This is a genomic window from Paludibaculum fermentans (genome assembly GCF_015277775.1).
Classification (GTDB): domain Bacteria; phylum Acidobacteriota; class Terriglobia; order Bryobacterales; family Bryobacteraceae; genus Paludibaculum; species Paludibaculum fermentans.
Genome location: NZ_CP063849.1, coordinates 1 through 16873 on the forward strand (window position 1 = coordinate 1; position 16873 = coordinate 16873).

Annotated in this window: 15 protein-coding genes; 8 read left to right on the top strand and 7 right to left on the bottom strand. The window is 64.2% G+C overall.

Features of this window, described 5'->3' with window-relative positions; translation table 11 throughout:
• Positions 1-197 precede the first annotated feature (197 nt).
• The 3 genes from IRI77_RS00005 to IRI77_RS00015 are packed head-to-tail and all read right to left on the bottom strand — an operon-like array spanning position 198 to position 4173.
• Positions 198-1442 carry a DUF362 domain-containing protein gene (locus IRI77_RS00005; protein ID WP_194450049.1) on the bottom strand — a complete coding sequence of 415 codons (1245 nt, stop codon included), beginning with the start codon at positions 1440-1442 and terminating at the stop codon, positions 198-200.
• A complete protein-coding gene (locus IRI77_RS00010) occupies positions 1439-2932 on the bottom strand; it encodes a hypothetical protein (RefSeq protein WP_194450050.1) in 1494 nt (497 codons plus the stop codon). Before IRI77_RS00010 ends, IRI77_RS00005 begins: the two co-directional genes overlap by 4 nt.
• Positions 2929-4173, bottom strand: a complete 1245-nt coding sequence (locus IRI77_RS00015) for an amidohydrolase/deacetylase family metallohydrolase (protein ID WP_194450051.1) — start codon at positions 4171-4173, stop codon at positions 2929-2931. Before IRI77_RS00015 ends, IRI77_RS00010 begins: the two co-directional genes overlap by 4 nt.
• Positions 4174-4289: 116 nt before the next feature.
• On the opposite strand from IRI77_RS00015, the gene IRI77_RS00020 reads away from it, so the two are divergent.
• Positions 4290-4643: a nuclear transport factor 2 family protein gene (locus IRI77_RS00020; RefSeq protein ID WP_194450052.1), complete on the top strand. Its 354-nt coding sequence runs from the start codon at positions 4290-4292 to the stop codon at positions 4641-4643.
• Here IRI77_RS00020 and IRI77_RS00025 read toward each other — a convergent pair.
• Complete coding sequence (locus IRI77_RS00025) at positions 4640-6037, bottom strand: glycoside hydrolase family 125 protein (protein ID WP_194450053.1); 1398 nt, start codon at positions 6035-6037, stop codon at positions 4640-4642. The genes IRI77_RS00020 and IRI77_RS00025 overlap by 4 nt on opposite strands.
• Positions 6038-6283: 246 nt before the next feature.
• Between IRI77_RS00025 and IRI77_RS00030 the strand changes: the two genes are divergently transcribed.
• The 7 genes from IRI77_RS00030 (at position 6284) to IRI77_RS00060 (ending at position 14018) form a co-directional block, all read left to right on the top strand.
• Complete coding sequence (locus tag IRI77_RS00030; RefSeq protein ID WP_194450054.1) at positions 6284-7627, top strand: ankyrin repeat domain-containing protein; 1344 nt, start codon at positions 6284-6286, stop codon at positions 7625-7627.
• A 218-nt stretch (positions 7628-7845) separates the two neighbouring features.
• Positions 7846-10611, top strand: a complete 2766-nt coding sequence (locus IRI77_RS00035) for an InlB B-repeat-containing protein (protein WP_194450055.1) — start codon at positions 7846-7848, stop codon at positions 10609-10611.
• Between the two features lie 32 nt (positions 10612-10643).
• Entirely contained in the window at positions 10644-10832 is a 189-nt protein-coding gene (locus IRI77_RS00040; RefSeq protein WP_194450056.1) for a hypothetical protein, read from the top strand.
• 150 nt (positions 10833-10982) lie between these two features.
• Positions 10983-11330: a hypothetical protein gene (locus IRI77_RS00045; RefSeq protein WP_194450057.1), complete on the top strand. Its 348-nt coding sequence runs from the start codon at positions 10983-10985 to the stop codon at positions 11328-11330.
• A gap of 23 nt (positions 11331-11353) precedes the next feature.
• Positions 11354-12928, top strand: a complete 1575-nt coding sequence (locus IRI77_RS00050; protein ID WP_194450058.1) for a M28 family peptidase — start codon at positions 11354-11356, stop codon at positions 12926-12928.
• Between the two features lie 26 nt (positions 12929-12954).
• Positions 12955-13503, top strand: a complete 549-nt coding sequence (locus IRI77_RS00055; RefSeq protein ID WP_194450059.1) for a DUF1572 domain-containing protein — start codon at positions 12955-12957, stop codon at positions 13501-13503.
• 53 nt (positions 13504-13556) lie between these two features.
• Positions 13557-14018 carry a hypothetical protein gene (locus IRI77_RS00060; protein ID WP_194450060.1) on the top strand — a complete coding sequence of 154 codons (462 nt, stop codon included), beginning with the start codon at positions 13557-13559 and terminating at the stop codon, positions 14016-14018.
• An 81-nt stretch (positions 14019-14099) separates the two neighbouring features.
• Here IRI77_RS00060 and IRI77_RS00065 read toward each other — a convergent pair whose 3' ends face one another.
• The 3 genes from IRI77_RS00065 to IRI77_RS38515 form a co-directional block, all read right to left on the bottom strand.
• Positions 14100-14798, bottom strand: a complete 699-nt coding sequence (locus IRI77_RS00065; protein ID WP_194450061.1) for a HEAT repeat domain-containing protein — start codon at positions 14796-14798, stop codon at positions 14100-14102.
• Positions 14799-14814: 16 nt separating this feature from the next.
• Positions 14815-16092, bottom strand: a complete 1278-nt coding sequence (locus tag IRI77_RS00070; protein WP_194450062.1) for a Gfo/Idh/MocA family protein — start codon at positions 16090-16092, stop codon at positions 14815-14817.
• A 385-nt stretch (positions 16093-16477) separates the two neighbouring features.
• Entirely contained in the window at positions 16478-16723 is a 246-nt protein-coding gene (locus IRI77_RS38515; RefSeq protein ID WP_194453520.1) for a GIY-YIG nuclease family protein, read from the bottom strand.
• Positions 16724-16873 lie beyond the last annotated feature (150 nt).

A 16873-nucleotide genomic window follows, 5' to 3' on the forward strand; every position in this document is an offset into this window, starting at 1 on the left:
ACCGCCCACCGCAGCCAACCCCGGAGGAGGGCGGACGCCCTCGTCCGCGCCGGACCCCCTGGTCTGGCCCCCTCAGTCGTAGAACGGATCGCAGTCAAGCCTCTGCCCGGTCAAGCACCAAGCACCGCCCACCGCAGCCAACCCCGGAGGAGGGCGGACGCCCTCGTCCGCGCCGGACCCCCTGGTCTGGCACCCCCTCACACCTTGTACTTGTCGTAGTCGAACCGCTCCGCCGTCAGGTGCAGCATCTCCTCGCCGGCCTTCACCAGGTACGGGCTCTTCAGCGGAGTCCTCGGGAAGTCGCTCAACTTCCGGGGCACCGCCCGCCCGTCCACCCACTCATACACCGGCACGTCCCACGGATTGAACGTATCCGACAGCCCGCGTTCCTTCGCGATCCGGTACAGGTGAACATTCCCCGGCTCATGCCCGCCTAGCCACAGCCCGATCAGGTCCAGCCGGAACTTGTCCTTGCCGAACATCACCAGGTTCGTCAGGTAGTCGTTGCCGATATCGAAGCCGTCCCCATCGCGGCCATAGATGCCCTCAATCATCGACAGGCCCGTCTTCAGCACGCTCTGGTTGTCGCAGGTCTTGTGCGCCCAGATCTCCTGCGCGATCGGCGAGACCTTCTGCTCCTCCGGCACGTTGTACCGTTCATACCCGATCCGCCGGTGGTTCTCAAAGAAGGTCTCCACCCGCCGCTCCACGTTCTGTGCGATGTTCTCCTTCATGTGGTCCGGACAGCCGGTCACCATCGACCAGCCCGGACAGAACCGCACATACGGCAGCACCACCAGGCCCTGCTCGTTCTTCACCGACTGGGTCAGGCACATGCTGTGGCCCTTCCACTTGGCGATGTTCAGCAGCCAGGTATCGCTCTCGTTCGTCGGAGCGAAGTGCGGGATCCTCTTATAGACCACCGCGTCCGGCACCGTGCTCCACACCACGTCCGGGTTCTTCCGCTTCGTGTCGAACCGCTGCTCCGGCTCATTCGATCGCACCCCATGCCGCTGGTGAATGTCCATGAACCCGCGGTAGTGCCAGCCGTAGTAGAGGTTCGCCTCGGCAAAGTGGAACCGCTTCAGGCCCAGCTCCTTCAGCCCCAGGATCAGGCCTTCGTAGAAGTCCGGATCCGTGCCCGTGCCCCAGTTGTCCACATCGGGCCGCCGGCTCCGTACACTCGTGATGTTCGGCTTCAGCAGGATCTTGTGGCTGATCGGAATCCCGCCCTCGGGCTTCGGCACGAAGATCTCACGAGCCAGTTGCAGGCCCTCCTGCAGCTTGCGCGCCGAGTCCATCTTCTGCGGCACCTTCGTCCGTCGGATGAACACTGCCTTCGGGTTGGCCTCAATGAAGGAATGCAGGCCGAAATATGGCGCCTGTCGCAGCAGAGTCCCAGCGGCTGCGGAGGCTAGAAACTCCCGTCGGGAAGTAGTCATCGCCCAAGCTCCTCTAGGTAGATAATGGCGCTTCGGCCCGCCTGTTTCAAGTTAATCTCCATCCGGCCCGTCCTCGGCATCAGCGTCAGGGGCTGCTTCTCCGGCCGCGCCGGGTCGATCATCGACGCGCTGCGGTACCGCCCCCGGAAGCTGATCAGGAAGTCGTGGTTGGGTGGATTGCCATATGAGGTCAGCACCGCCGCCAGTTGCTTCGGCCCGGTCCGGTGCAGCACCACCTGGATCGTGTCCGCCGCCCACAGCCGCACATCCAGGTTCTTCGGCCCGTCCGTGGGTGCGCTCTTCTCCGCATAGGCGTCCTTCAGATCCAGCGCGAAGGTGCCCGGGTCCAGCACCGGGTCATGATAGCCATACACCAGCCCGCGCCCCAGCGCGTACTTGTCGCGCTCCTCCTCTGACTCGATCTTCCGGCCGCCCGTCCACCACCGCGTCTTGTCCCCCTCCGCCGGAGCCGCCAGCACCGTGCCGCCCGCGGCCGCAAACCGCTTCAGGTTCGCAATCACGGGGGCCGGCAAAGGAACATTCGCCGCCACCACCACATCGACCTGCGCAGGGGACAGCGCCGGCACCTGGGACGCCGCCACCACCTGTGGACAGAGATTGCGCCGGTACGCCAGGTTCAGAACCTCGCCGGACTGCTCCAGGTCGCCCGCGATCACCAGCGTTCGGGCGTACCCCGGCTTCTGCACCACCTCCCGGTGGGCCGCCTGGAACGCCGCCAGTTTCGCCAGTTCTTTCCAGCCGGAGGTCATCCGCGCTTCGCCCGCCAGCAGGCCCTTCCGGAAACTCTCCGGGACGGACAGCACCACATAGCCCCCCGCCGCGTACGCGTCCGCCAGCACAACCTCCATTGCCCGAGGCGGCAGACTCCTAGTCTCTGGTACGCCCGCATCCTTGTCCGGCCGGTAGCCGAGCACCGCCGGCCGGTTGGGGTACATCGCCCGCAGATACGCCACCAGCGAGGCGTTCGCGTTCAGCCACACGGCCTCGGTAGCTCCGGACGCACCCGGATCCCGCGGCGCAATCCCGGGCCACACCCCGCTCCGCAACACCGCCAAAGCCGGCGCCACAGCCCAGCCGAGCTGCTCGGGCTTCAGGTAGACCACCGCGACGAAGCCCGCCTGCGCCTTCACGAACGCCTGGAATGCCGCCGCTTCGCCCACCGCCTGGACCGCCGCGCCCGCGTAGCCCGCCGCCTTGGCCGTCTCCAGCGCAGCCGCCAGCGCCTCAATCGATCCGCCCGCCGACGCCTCGAACAGCAGCGTCATGCCCGCCGCCTTCGCGGCAGTCGCCGCCTCCGGCGTTGTCGAGATGAGCGTCTTGACGCCCAACTCCTTCAGCAGTCCGACAGTCTTCCCGTTGGCTTCCGGCCAATAGGCAATGAGACCCTGTTGCGGGTCCACCAATCCCGGAGCGGCGCAGACCAGGTTCGCCGCGCACAACAGCGTGGCCATCAGTCTGCTCCACCTCATTGTGCGAATACCTTCAGGGTCTTCCCGTACGAGTAGTCCTTCCAGTCCGGCGCCGCGATCCCGTTCAAGTCCCAGACGACGACGCCCTTCCGCACCGTCAGCTCCGCCACAAAGCGCTGCGTGCCGGGATACCTCGCTCCGGCGCCGTCCAGGAAACCGAAGTGGCCCTTCTCCACCTGCAGCACGGCGATATCCGCCTCGGCGCCCACGTCTAGGTTGCCGAGCTCCGTCCGTTGGATCTCCTTCGCCGGATTCCAGGTGGACAACCGGATCACGTCATCCACCGGCAGGCCCAGGGCCAGCATCTTCGACATCACGTTCATCATGTCCTTCATGCCGGCATTGATACTCCCCATGTGCAGGTCCGTCGACACTGTATCCGGGAAGAACTTCTCCTGGATCGCCGGCAGCGCCACCGGCCAGTAGAAGCTCGCTCCGCCGTGGCCGAGATCAAACAGGACACCCCGCTTCCGCCCCTCCTGCATCACGGGATTCCACTTGCCGCCGGGCAGCACTTCCAGCCGCCGCCCCGAGTAGCAATGCGTATAGATATCGCCCGGCCGCAGCTTGTCCAGCAGCAGGGTGCTGATGTTCCGGTCCGCATCGGTAGTGCCGAAATCGACCATCACCGGACGCTTCGTCGCGTTGCCCGCCTTCACGGCATTCTGGATGTCGAGCCAACCGCCATGCGGGAAGTGCGCGACCTTGAAGCCCACGATGACATCCTTGTTCTCCTCGGTCACCCGGATCGCTTCATTCGGATCCATGTCCTCCGGATTGTTCTCACCCTTTGGCGCCATGCCCACCGCGCCGATGTTCAGGAACGCCAGCACGCGTGTCTTCGCCCGGTCGATCACGCGCTGCCGGAAGTCCGGGAAGTTCCGCCACCCCGACGTGCCCGCATCCACCATGGTCGTCACGCCGTTGCGGAACGAGATCGGATCCGGATACACGCTCAGGTCGCCGGTCAACGACTTCAGCCCCGTGCCCGCATAGACATGCACGTGCATGTCGATCAGGCCCGGTGTCACGTAGAGCCCGGCCGCGGAAGCCACGCGTTTGGCCGTTGCCGGGTCAATGTTCGGCGCGACCGCAGCGATTCGCCCGTTCGCCACGGCGACATCCATCAGCCGGCTGATGTTGTTCTTCGGATCGACGACGTGCCCGCCCTTGATCAGCAGATCGTAGACCGGTTGCGCGCTAACTGATAGGGAAATGAAGACAAAGACCGCCAGTTTCATGAGTTCTCCACCTGAGCGGACAGTGTATCGACAACGGTCCGCGTTGGGAAGCGCCGCCTATCCCTGGTATCTTCAAGGCAGAGGGATGTAGTCGACTCCTCGGAAACAGGAGCACCATGCCGGCAACAGAGCAGTCCCGGTTAGAGACGATGTATGAGGCCTTCAATCGCCGCGACATCGAGGCCGTTCTCGCTGCGATGCACCCCGATGTCGATTGGCCCAACGGCTGGGAAGGCGGGCGCCTGCAGGGGCGCGACGCCGTACGCGATTACTGGATTCGCCAGTGGGCCGTGCTCGACCCCATCGTGGAACCCGTTGGCTTCCATGCCGGCGAGCAAGGATCCCTGATTGTCGATGTCCACTCAGTGGTCCACGACAAGGAAGGCAAGCTGCTGGCCGACTCGACAATCCAGCACGTTTACCGGTTCGGGGACGGCCTCGTCCGGTCGATGGAGATTGTCAAAGACTAGCCGCGCAGCAGGCCCGGCTTCGTCTGGTGGACCTTCAGGATCAGTTCACCGAACATCGTGTTGGCCCACGCGAACCACTTCCGGGTGTACTTCGCCGGATCGTCCTTGTGGAAGGACTCGTGCATCAGGCCCGTGCCGGCATGGGTCGATTTCAACGTCGCCAGGCACGCCGCGATCTCCTTGCTGTCCTCGGTCGTGATGGCCTGAATGATGATGCCCAACGGCCAGATCATATCCAGCCCGCTGTGCGGTCCGCCCAGCCCGGCGCCGGCCTTGCCACGGTAGTAGAACATGTTGTCGGAGCTCAGGATGAACTTCCGGGTGTTCAGGTACACGGGGTCATGCGGAGCCACGCTGTTGATATACGGCAGCGACATCAGGCTCGGCACGTTTGCGTCATCCATCAGGAGCCGGCTGCCGTAACCGTCCACCTCATACGCGTAGATGCGGCCATGGACGGAGTGCTCCACCACGGCATACTTGGCCAACGCCTCGCGGATCTCCTGGGCGAAGGCCTTGCACTCACTCGCGAAGGCGGAGTCCGACAGCACGGTCGCATGGATCTCGGCCAGTTGCGTCAGCGACTGGGCCGCGAAGAAGTTGGAGGGTACGAGGAAGGGAAAGACGCAGGCGTCGTCAGAAGGACGGAAGCCGGAATAGATCAGGCCGACCGGCCGGGCAGGATTGCCGTAGCCGCCATTCGGCATCGTGTCCGAGGCGACCGGCGACGAGCGCTGGAACTTGTACGGTCCGCGGTTGGTCTTGCGCTGCTGTTCGCGGAAGGTCTTCACGGTCAGGGCGGCGGCTTTGCGCCACTCGGCGTCGAAGCACGACGCGTCGCCGGTGGACTTCCAATAGGCGTGCGCCAGCCGGACCGGGAAGCACAGCGAGTCGATCTCCCACTTGCGCTCGTGCAGTTCGGGCTTCATCGTGGTCAGATCCTTGGCCCACTCGCTGCCCGTCGGTCCGAAGTTGAAGGCGTTGGCGTAGGGATCGATCTGGACGCACTGCGCCTGGCGGCGGATGACGCCCCGCAGCAGCGACTTCAGTTTCGGGTCGCGTGAGGCGAGAGGCAGATACGGCCAGACCTGCGCCGTGGAGTCGCGCAGCCACATGGCGTTGATGTCGCCGGTAATGACGAACGTATCGGGCTGGCCGCCGTTCTCGCTGTAGCGGACCGTGGTGTCCAGCGTGTTGGGGAAACAGTTGGAGAACAGCCAGGCAAGCTCAGGATCGGCGATGGCTTTGCTGACCGTCGAAATCGTCTCTTCCACGGCGGCGCTGGTGAACTTTCGATCGGCCGCAGCGGGCCGGCGGCTGGCAAAACTGCCCTGCTGGGCAAACGCGGCAGGCAGGGCCGCGGCGGTAGTCAGAAAAGTGCGACGGGTAGGCATGAGGAGGCTGGAAAAATGAGGTATCCGCGACCATTGTTCTGCCTGGCCCACGTGCGCGTCAAGTCGGGAAAGGGAGAGGGATGTCGGAAATGCCAGCCATGGTAGAATCCTTCGCAAGGCCGTTTGGGCGGCCCACGGTCCGCGTAAAGGGTCGAACCCACCCCACAAGTGCTTTGCCAGGTCAGAGACCCTGACTTCCAGCCCGAGAGACGCGGACACCGGGCACGAAATGGAAGGAAGGTGTCTATGCCGAATGCCCAACTCCCCGAGCGCCCCTCGCTGGAATACCTCAAAAAGCTGGCCAAGGAACATCTGACGGAGCTGCGCCGGTCCGATCCGCACGCGAAGCTGGCCAGTGCGCTGCTTGCCGTGGCCCGCGACCACGGGTTCCCCAGTTGGCGGAGCCTGAAGGCCGAGGTCGAATCTCGGCTAACGAAGGCCACTGAGGAGTTCTTCGAAGCCTGCGACCAGGGCGACACGGAAGTGATCACCCGCCTGCTCGCCAATGAACCCGGACTGGTGACCGCCCGCAACCCGCGCCGCTACAACGCGACTGGGTTGCATGCCACCGCCGTCCGTGGACACCTGGACGCGGTGCAGTTGCTGCTCGCCAGGGGTGCCGACCCGAATGCGCGAGAGACGGGCGACGACACCTATCCGCTGCACTGGGCTGCCGCCCGCGGCTGCCTGGACGTCGTCCGCGCCTTGCTGGATGCAGGAGGCGACGTCCACGGCTTCGGCGACGACCATGCGATGGATGTCATCGGCTGGGCCACGTGCCTGTGCGAGCCCGGCGACAACCCGCGGGACGTGCTGCCGCTCTTGCTGGAACGCGGTGCGAAGCACCACATCTTCTCCGCCATCACCGTTGGCGACCCACAGCTCATCCAGAAGTTGGTGGAAGAGAATCCAGAGGCCCTCGACCGTCGCATGTCGCCCTTCGAGAACGGCCAGACCCCGCTTCACTTCGCCATCAACCGCAAGCGCCGGGACCTGCTGGAACTGCTCATAGAACTCGGAGCGGACCTGGAGGCCACCGACAAGAGCGGGCAGACCGCGATGAACATGGCGATGCTGCGCGGCGATCGGGAGGCGATGAGCCGCCTGCACGCGGCCGGCGCCAAACAGCCGGAGGCGGTGCCGCCAGCGGACTTCCGCGCGGAGATGGCGAAGCTGGTAGGCTCCGTGAAGCGCGTCGTTCCGTTGATCAGCGTTCCGGACGTCGCGGCGGCGCTCGACTGGTATGTTTCCATCGGCTTCCAGGAACTGGGCCGCTACGAGTACAACGAGGTGGTGAACTTCGGCATGGTCGGGCTGGGCGAGGCCGAGATCATGCTCAACCTGCATGGCAAGTCCGGGCCGCACGACGTGAGTCTGTGGCTGCACACGGATCGGATCGACGAGATCTACCAGACGCTGAAAGCCAGGCAGTTGCAGGCCGCCCAATCGGCTCTGGCCGGCGACACGAGCCCGTTCAGCATTGAGTTCGAAGAGGACCTCAACGACACCTTCTATCACGCAAGGCAGTTCGGCATCCGTGACCTGAACGGGTACGTGCTGTACTTCATCCGGCCCAGCGGCTCAACCTAGGGCACATGCGAACCGCCGCTTGAGGGCCGATCTCGAATCGCTCACTTCAACTGGGCATCAGGCTTGAGCCGTCCGCTAATTGGCGAGTATATACATTATCCATTCCGTCATATATGGATGGATTTGGATTTGCAGCCGTCGCCGTGGCGTACTATCTTAGATCTATTGCTCGCGCCTGGTCGACGCGAGGTGCAATGATCCATTTCTGGTGGTGCTCAATGAACGCAAGGCATGAGATTCCGGCTGGCTTGCGGCAGGGCTGCCGCGTGGCTGGGCTAATATTCGGCACGATTCTGTCGGTGTCTGGACAGAATGGGGCTCTCCAATGCGTCGCCAATTCCACGGCGGTACCGCGTCTGAACACTTCGGAGATCACGGCTCTTGCGGGGGACCTGGAAATTGCCTGCACGGGCGGCACGCCGACTCCGGTGGGCCAAGCCGTGCCCCTGATCGATATCCGCGTGTATTTCAATACGAATTACACGGGCCGGTCCACGGGCACTCACACGGAATCCCTGCTGTTGATCGATCTGCCGCAGCCGGCGCAGCAGTTGCCGTGCTCGACGGATGCCGCGGCCTGCGGCTGGGTGGGCGGTTCGCGCGGCGCCAATGTGTTCCAGGCTCAGGTGCTGTCGGCGAACGGCATCACCTTCGCGGGCATCCCGCTGGATCCTCCCGGCCCGGGCGGAGTGCGCCGGTTTACGATCACGAACATCCGGGTGGATGCCTCCCTGCTGCGCAACGCCTCCGAATCCGCGCCGGTGCCGATCGAGGCGGTGGCGGCTTCCACGGGGCCTTCCATTGCGAATTCTCCGACGATTATCGGGTATGCGCAGGCGACTCTGAAAGCCGAGCTCGTGGACGCCAGCGGCGACACGATCTTAAGTGGTCCGACAGGCGTCGAGTTTCCCAATTGCCTTGGAGTCCAGCAGCAGCGTTTCGCATTTCTGCGTTTCTCTGAGCAGCTTGGCGCCGCTCCGTTGTTCAGGCCGCGCACTACGGCCGCGGAGACAGGATTCGAATCCTCGCCGGCTCCGATCCCACAGAATTCTCCGGGGTTCTACTACAGCACGGAGACGGGCTTCTACAATCCAAGTTTCCCGCCCGCGTACGATATGAATAAGGCCGGCCTGGCGGAATTTGGAACGAGGATTCGTGGATCCTTCAGCAATCTTCCAGCGGGTGTTACCCTTTACGTCTCTACCACTCCCGTCAACTTCAGAAACGGTCAGCTCAGGACATACTCGGACGATTTGCCACTGGCCAGGCTGGTGTCCTCCTCCACAGGGGCTTTCACCCCGGTGCCGGCGACGGACACGCTGAACGGCATCCCGGTTGCTGCCCTGACGATCACCAACGGAACCGCGGAAGCGGTGTGGGAGGTGCTGTCCGCGAACTCTACCCTCACTGAATTCCTGCAATTCCCCGTATTTGTCTCTTTTCCCGCGAATTCAGTCGGCCTGGGCACCGCCCAGGTGACGATGGGTTTCGCGCCGGTCTCCAGTAACTCCTCAGCGAGCGATTCCGCGGCGGTACCCCGGTTCGCGGAGCTGGACACGACGCTCCCGCTATTTACGACTCTGGCGATGTGCCCGGGGTCGGGGTACATCGTAACGACCGCGCCGGCGCAGCTGCAGGTGAATGTGGACGGGCAGGTCTACCAGACGCCACACTCCTTCGCATGGCTGCCGGGCAGTTCGCACACTGTAAGCGCTTTGCCCTCGCAGGCGACTGGGTCTGGTGTGCGGCAGGTATTTTCCAGTTGGAGCGATGGCGGCGCGGCGACGCACACCATCACGGTTCCGTCCGGGCCGGCTACATTTACCGCGAGCTTCAAGACTCAATACCGTGTGGATGTTGCCGCGGCGCCGGCTTCGGGAATGGGGACCGTCACCGCGGTGCCGCTGGCCGGCGGCACATCCAGCGATGGCTATTTTGACGCAGGCTCGCAGGTAGTGATCTCAGCGATCCCGTCCGCGGTTGCCAGCTTCAGCGCCTTCGGCGGAGATCTGGCCGGACCGCTGAGTGTTCAGACCGTCACAATCACAAAACCGCTGAACATCACCGCCACGTTTGTCAGCGCCGCGGAAGGCACCAGGACCATTGGCATCACGCCTCACGATGGACAGGCCTATCACAGCGTATTTGAAGCGGTCTTTCAAGGCGCACGAGGCGCTCAGTCGTTGCGCTGGGTGCAGGTGCTGTTCGCGGTGGCGCCCGATGGAGGTGGAGAGTCCTTCTGCTTTGTTCACTATGACGTGCAGGGCGGGGCTTTTTGGCTTTACTCCGATGTGGCCGGGTACTTTCAGGGGCCAGTCCAGCCGGGTGTCGCCTCGGCTGCGCTGCAGGGTTCCGCTTGCGCGCTGGCCACGGGGGTGTCAAGGGTGTCGACCAACGGAGCAAGGCTTCAGCTGAGCTTGAACCTCCTGTTCAAAGCGACAGGCGCCCGGAAGATGTATCTGCGGGCGCTGGACATGGAGGAACGGGATACGGGCTGGACGGAGCATGGGACTTGGACACAGGTTGCCATAGCCAACCCGGTGCCCTTTGCGAATCCGTTCTCCGGCGGCCCTTCCAATCAGAGGTTCAATCTGACGTTTAGCCAGAAGGGTACAAATTACGCAGGCATGCCATCCGGTTGGAACCAGTTCCTGATCGCGGTCGACCCCAGCGGCGGCAACCGGCCTTTCTGCCTGGTGCATTATGACCGGGCGGCTGAATCGTTCTGGCTGTACTCATCCGATACCGGCTTCTTCCTAGGGCCTGCGCGGCTGGGCGTGCCCGGTTTGGCGCTAGACAGTTCAGCGTGCTCGCTCGATATTTCCACTGCCTTCGTCTCAGACTCCCCGGACACGTTGGCCTTGAATTTCCCTTTGACACTCAAACCCGGTATGAGCGGCGCTAACAAGCTCTTTCTGCGTTCCATGGATCAACTTCAGAGGGATTCGGGCTGGCAGGAGGTTGGCAGCTACCAGGTGCCCTAGGGGCGAGCGGGCGGCAGCGCCACGATGAACGAATGACACTCCGGTTGGCGGCCCTGGCCGTCGACTTCCTGATTGTGCCGCTGCCCGGCAGGGCAGAGGACTCCGCGCAAGTCTTTGTCTATGCCCCGCGGGAGACCGAGGCGCGCCGATGGACTGCTGCCTCCTGTGGCGGCAGCGTGGTGGCCGAACTGAAGCAGGGTACCTTTTCGCTCTCCAGTTGAAGCCAGGTCGCTATTCGCTGAGTGTCGCCACCGCCGCCCTTGTCATGCCTGTCGTCTTCGAAAGCGCTGCTTTCAGGTCTTTTGCGGAAGCCTCACCGCCGATGCTGCCGAGGGCGGCCGCGGCGGCCCGGGCGATGCCGCGTCGGGGCCGTGCATCATTTTGACGAGCGCGGGGCCCACTCTGGCATCGAAGCGTTTGCCCATGCAGCTGATGACGCCGACCAGGCGGACGCCCTTCAGTTTGGAGTGGGCGGCGCGGAGGGCATCGTCGGCGGACGGATCGGCCATCTGCGGTTGAGGGCCGCAGCGTCCATGGTGGCGATGGCGCCCTCCCGAAACTCGGGCGGCGGCTCAGGCGGCTTGGGCTTGGCAGCGGGGACTGCGGGCGCCGGGTTTGAAGAGGGCATTAACGACACGTTCTACCACGCGCGCCAGTTTGGGATCCGCGACCTGAATGCCTACGTACTGTACTTCATCCGGCCCAGCGGGTCAGCCTAATGCAGATGCGTCAGAATTGATCCATGCGCCTCGCGATCCTTGCTGCCTGCCTGACGTTGGAACTGGCGGGTCAGAGCCCGCAAAGCCTCCGGTTGCGGGCCGATCTCGAATTCCTGTGCTCCGACGCATTGGCCGGCCGGGTGTCGCTGAGTCACGAGGCGGAGATTACGGCTCGCTACATCGCCGCCGACTTTCAACGAAGCGGGCTCGCGCCCGGGGCTGGAGGCTCGTATCTGCAGGAGTTTCCGCTGGTCGCCTACCGGACCGATTCGGGCAAGCGGGCGTTGCGGATGATACGCGCCGGGGTCCGGAAGGAATGGACGCCGGGTGCGGATTTCACGGGCGCGTTCAGCCGAGACGTGCGCATCGGTCCGAGTCCGGTGGTCTTCGCGGGCTTCGGCATCACGGCCCCTGAGTATGGCTACGACGACTATGCCGGGATTGAGGCGAAGGGCAAGATCGTCCTGATCTTCGATCACGAGCCGAAGGAAGACGATCCCCGGGCGGTGTTCAACGGAACGGGGCATACGCTGCATGCGGGCCGCACGACGAAGGTCGCCAATGCCCGGCGGCATGGAGCTCTGGCGGTGCTGGTTGCGAGTGAGCCCGTGCGCAGCCATCGCGGGTTACTCGAGCCAACGCCTGGCGGAACCACGCAGGGACAGCCGCTGCGGGCGAATGCTCCGCCGCAGTCGCTGGACGACGACTCGCAGATCCCGGTGTTCTCCATCTCGGATGAGGCGCTCGCGGAGTTGCTCGCCCAGCCCGCTGACCGGCAACGGGCGATCGAGGCGGGGTTGCGGCCGCAATCCGCAGACCTGCCGGATACGAGGATCGAGCTGGCCAGCGGCAATGCGGAGATGCACCGCGGCGTCTCGTTGAACGTGGCCGGACTACTGGAGGGCTCGGATCCGGTATTGAAGTCGGAGACAGTGTTGATCACGGCGCACTACGACCACCTGGGTACGCAGAACGGCAAGGTCTACGCGGGCGCCAACGACAACGCGTCCGGCACCGTGGCGGTGATGGAGCTGGCGCGGATGTTTGCGGCCAGCGGGCAGCGTCCCAAGAGGAGCCTGCTGTTTGTCGTCTTCGGATCGGAAGAGCAGTTGATGCTGGGCTCGTTCTACTACACGGCGCATCCCCTGCGGCCGCTCGCCGGAACGCGGGCGGTGTTGAACCTGGACATGATCGGCCGCGACGAGGCGCACATCCCGCAGAGCGAAGGAGTGCTGAAGATCCCTGCGGATACGAGCAACGAGTTGAACCTGGTAGGCGCCATGTACAGCGCCGATCTCCTGAAGGTGATCCAAGAGGAGAATCGCGGCGCCGGGCTGGTGCTGGACACGAAGTTCGATCGGGACCATTCGCTAAATGCGTTGTTCCGCTGCGATCATCTGCCGTTCCTGGCGGAGGGCATCCCGGCGGTCTGGCTGTTCGGCGGCTTCCATCCCGGCTATCACGAGCCGTCGGACACGGTGGAGAAGCTGAATTTCCCGAAGTTCGAGAAGGTGATCCGGCTGACGTACGCGGCGGCGGCGAAGGTCGCCGATGGAGCGAAGCCGCCGAAGTTCGGAGTCGAGCCGGCGCCAAGGTGAAGCCGTGCCGACCTTAGAATAGTGGGATGGCCCTGGAATTCACCACCTCCTATCTCAAGGAATCTCTGGAGTTGTTCCGCTATTACAAGAAGCTGGCAGAGCGCGCCATGGACCAGGTCGCGGACGACCAGTTATTCACCGTGCTCGACTCGGAGGCGAACTCCATTTCCATCGTGGTGAAACACATGGCCGGCAACATGCGATCCCGCTGGTCGGATTTCCTGACCTCCGACGGCGAGAAGCCAAGCCGGAACCGGGACACAGAGTTTGAGAATCCTCCGGAAACGCGGGCAGCGTTGATGCAGGCGTGGGAGGAGGGCTGGGCCCAACTCTTCCAGGCGCTGGAGCCACTCTCGGACGAAGACCTGTCGCGCACCATCACCATTCGAGGCGAACCCCATTCCGTGATGCAGGCGATCAACCGGCAGATCGCGCACTACTCCTATCATGTCGGGCAGATTGTCCTGCTGGCGAAGCACCTGGGCTGCGACCGCTGGAATACCCTGACCGTGCCCAGAAACCGGTCGGCTGAGTTTATCCGGCGGGTGGTGGCTGGGGAAGCGAGCCAGCGGTAGTCCGCCGCCTGCTGAACTGGACGACTCCCGGGGCAGGGTGCCAGGATGGACGCATGGTTTTCCGGCCGAAAGCTTTGGTGTGCCTGCTCCTCGCTGCGTCGCTCCCTGGCTTGGCGGAGGACCCGGCGCGAGTCTACGTGTATGCCCGTCGGGAGACGGAGGCGCGGTCGTGGATTGCTGTGTCCTGCGGCGGGTCGGTGGCCGCTGAGGTCAAGCAGGGTCACTTCTTTGCTCTGACCCTGGCGCCTGGCCGCTATTTGCTGAGCGTCGAGAATGGCGTGCCTTTGGCGCTTGATGCGGCCACCGGTAAGGACTCTTATGTTCGGCTGGACTGGCAGTATCAGGTGGGCCGGCCGCCCATTGCGGCGTTGTCCAAAGCCGGGCCGGAGGACGCTCGCCGGGAGATGCAGTACCTCGCCTATGTGCCCTCGAAGCGCCTGCACTCCAGCTTGGCGGCGAGGAGCGACCCACGTGCTCCGGTTCAGCCGCGGTGGAAGAACAGGGCAGGGCAGTGAGGAGTGGGCTCCAAAAACATTCAGCCGCCCCACACCATGGATGGGCGGGGGCGGCTGAGGTTCGATCGAGGGTTTGCTGGCTTAGCGCGGCTTCACGGAAAGGGTCTCTTCCCGGATGATGCCGCTCATGGCCGCCAGGCGCACCGGCTTGGGTAGATCGGTGGCGCTGAGCGCGGCATAGAAGGCGAGGGCCTGGTCGCGCTTGCCCTCGGCTAACAGCCGTTCCGAGCAGACCAGGCAGGCGTCGGCGACAGCCGCCCGCGTCGTGCCGGTCGTCTTGGAGAGAGCTGCCTGTAGCTCCTTGGCGGAAGTTTCGCCGCCGATGCAGCCCAGGGCCGACGCCGCCGCGCGGGCGAGGTCGACGTCGGGGCCGTGCATGAACTTGACGAGGGCCGGGATTGCCTTGGCATCCCGGCGCTTGCCGATGGAGTTGATGACGCCGATCAGGCGCACCCCCTTCTGCTTGGTGAGGGCAGCGCGGAGCGCGTCGTCGGCGGACGGGTCGGCCATCGGTTCCAGGCCGTAGCGGGCGTAGACGCTCAGGTGCTCGTCGCCGAGCAGCGAGGCAAGCACGGGAATCGCTTCCTTGGCTCCGAGTTCGCCGAGCCGCACGCAGGACTTGGCCTTCTGAAACTCAGTGGACTTCGCGTCACTGACGATGCGGAGGAGGCCCGCGGCGTCCATGGTGGCAATGGCGCCTTCCTGGAACTCGGGCGGCGGCTCAGGCGGCTTCGGCTTGGCGGCGGGTACTGCCGGCGCGGGTTGTGTAGGTTGCTGCATGGTGTGTCTCCTTCGTTCAGACTCGCCACGGCTCGCGCAGGGCGCGGGACCGCATCCGGTTCGCAATCTCGTCGTTCGTGAATTCGTGCTTCGTGGTGTCCCAGGTAAGCGTCTTGCCGCGCTGATAGGCGATGAAGGCCGCATGGCAAGTGACGTGGGAATTGGCGGCGGCGGAGGCGCTGGCGCTGGTGGCCTGGCGCGTTTTGATGCAGCGGACCAGTTCCTTTACGTGGTTTTCCAGCGCGAGGGCGGCCGACTCCGTGGGCCGCAGCAGCGGGCGGATGTTGTCGGAGCACTCGATCCTGGTGGCGTCGCCGGTCTCGACCCAGCCCTTGTCGCCTTCAATGCGGAAGCTGCAGGAGCCGGTCTTGAGAGCGCCGTCCCAGGCGTTGTCGCGCATGACGAGCTTCACGCCGTTGGCGTAGCGGCAGTTCACTTGGTAGGGGCCGACGTTGGTGCCGACGGGCTCGTACTCCACCGGTTGGGTGTCGTCGTAGTCGGCGGCCCAATGGCAGAGGTCGACCGTGTGGGAGCCCCATTCGAGGATTCCGCCGCCATGGAAGTCGTAGAAGTTGCGCCAGCCGCCGGTGACGTAGGAGGAGTGGTAAGGACGCCAGGGCGCGGGGCCGAGCCAGCGATCCCAGTCGAGCACCTGTTTGGGCGGCAGTTCCTCGGCGGCGAGCCAGTCGCGACTGGGCAGCGGCGGCCAGTTCACGGACGGGCCGACATTCGCATAGAGGGCTTGGAGTTTGCCGAGGGCTCCGGACTTCAGGAGCTCTTTGCAGAGCTGGAAATTGGCGCCGTTGCGGCGCTGGCAGCCGGCCTGGTAGAGGCGGTTGTAGCGGCGGAAGGCGGCTCCGAGGGCCCAGCTCTCTTCGATCGACATGGAGCAGGGCTTTTCGCAGTAAACGTCTTTGCCGTGCTGGGCCGCGATGATGGAGAGCGGGGTATGCCAGCGATCGCCGGTGGCGATGAGGACGGCGTCGATGTCCTGGCGGGCCAGCAGTTCGTACTGGTCTGAGTACATCTGGCAGCCATGGTCGCCGTACTTCTGGTCGACCGTCGACTTGATGGTTTCGCGCCGGGAGTTGCGCACGTCGCAGATGGCGACGAAGCGTGCCTGCTCGACGTTGAGCAGCTTGCTGAGGACGTGGGCACCGCGGGAGCCGATGCCGATGCCGCCGAAGGTGATCTTGTCGCTCGGCGCAATGGCCCCGGCCCGTTGGCCGAGCACCAAGCTGGGGACGATCATCGGCGCGACCGCGCTCTGGAGTATCTGGCGTCTGGTTGTCATGGCCTTGGTAACCAGAATTCTATACCTGATTGACTGGTGTTGTCTCGGGTGGGGGGGAGACGAATGCGCGGGCCAGAGACTTGGTATTCGGAACCAGTTGGTTGGCGGCGGGGTCGAATAGTGCGTGCTGCTGGATCGAAGTGACTTGAAATCGGCCCGACGCTCTCAATGGATTGCCGGATCGATTGTGGCGATCGTGCTGACTCTGTTCACGGCGGATTCCATCCAGAGGATGCTGTCCCTGCCGCCGATGCCGCCCGAGATCCGCTGCAAGCTTGAGCACAACTGCCTCATCGTGGACGATTGGGGCCCGCCGGTTCCTCTTGTCGCACCGAGGATGTCGGAGATCAAACCTCTACCGCCTCAAGTTCATCGCACTCGATAGTTATGGCCAGAGGCGTTTGTTGGCGAAGGCCCGGCCGGATGCGGATTTGAGGTAGCTTTCGAAGGCGGCGGCTTGAGGGCGGGTTTGGAAGGCGACGTAGGTTTGGAGGGACCAGGGGCGGTATTGGGAAGTATGCGGGGAGCCGCCTTCGTTGTGCTTTTGGAGGCGGGATTTCAAGTCAGACGTTAGGCCGATGTAACGCTGGTTGGGATGGGTTTGGCTTTGGAGGAGGTAGACGTAGTGCATGGAGACGCTCACGTGAGTTAGTTTTCCAGGACTGCGGCTGGATTGGGTTGGAGGAGGAGTCCTCGCTCGCGCTTTGAGTTAGAGTCCGCCTTCGCTCTTGGAGCTACGGCGGACAGCCTTCGTCAATTCTTCGGCTTGCCAGCCGAAGGA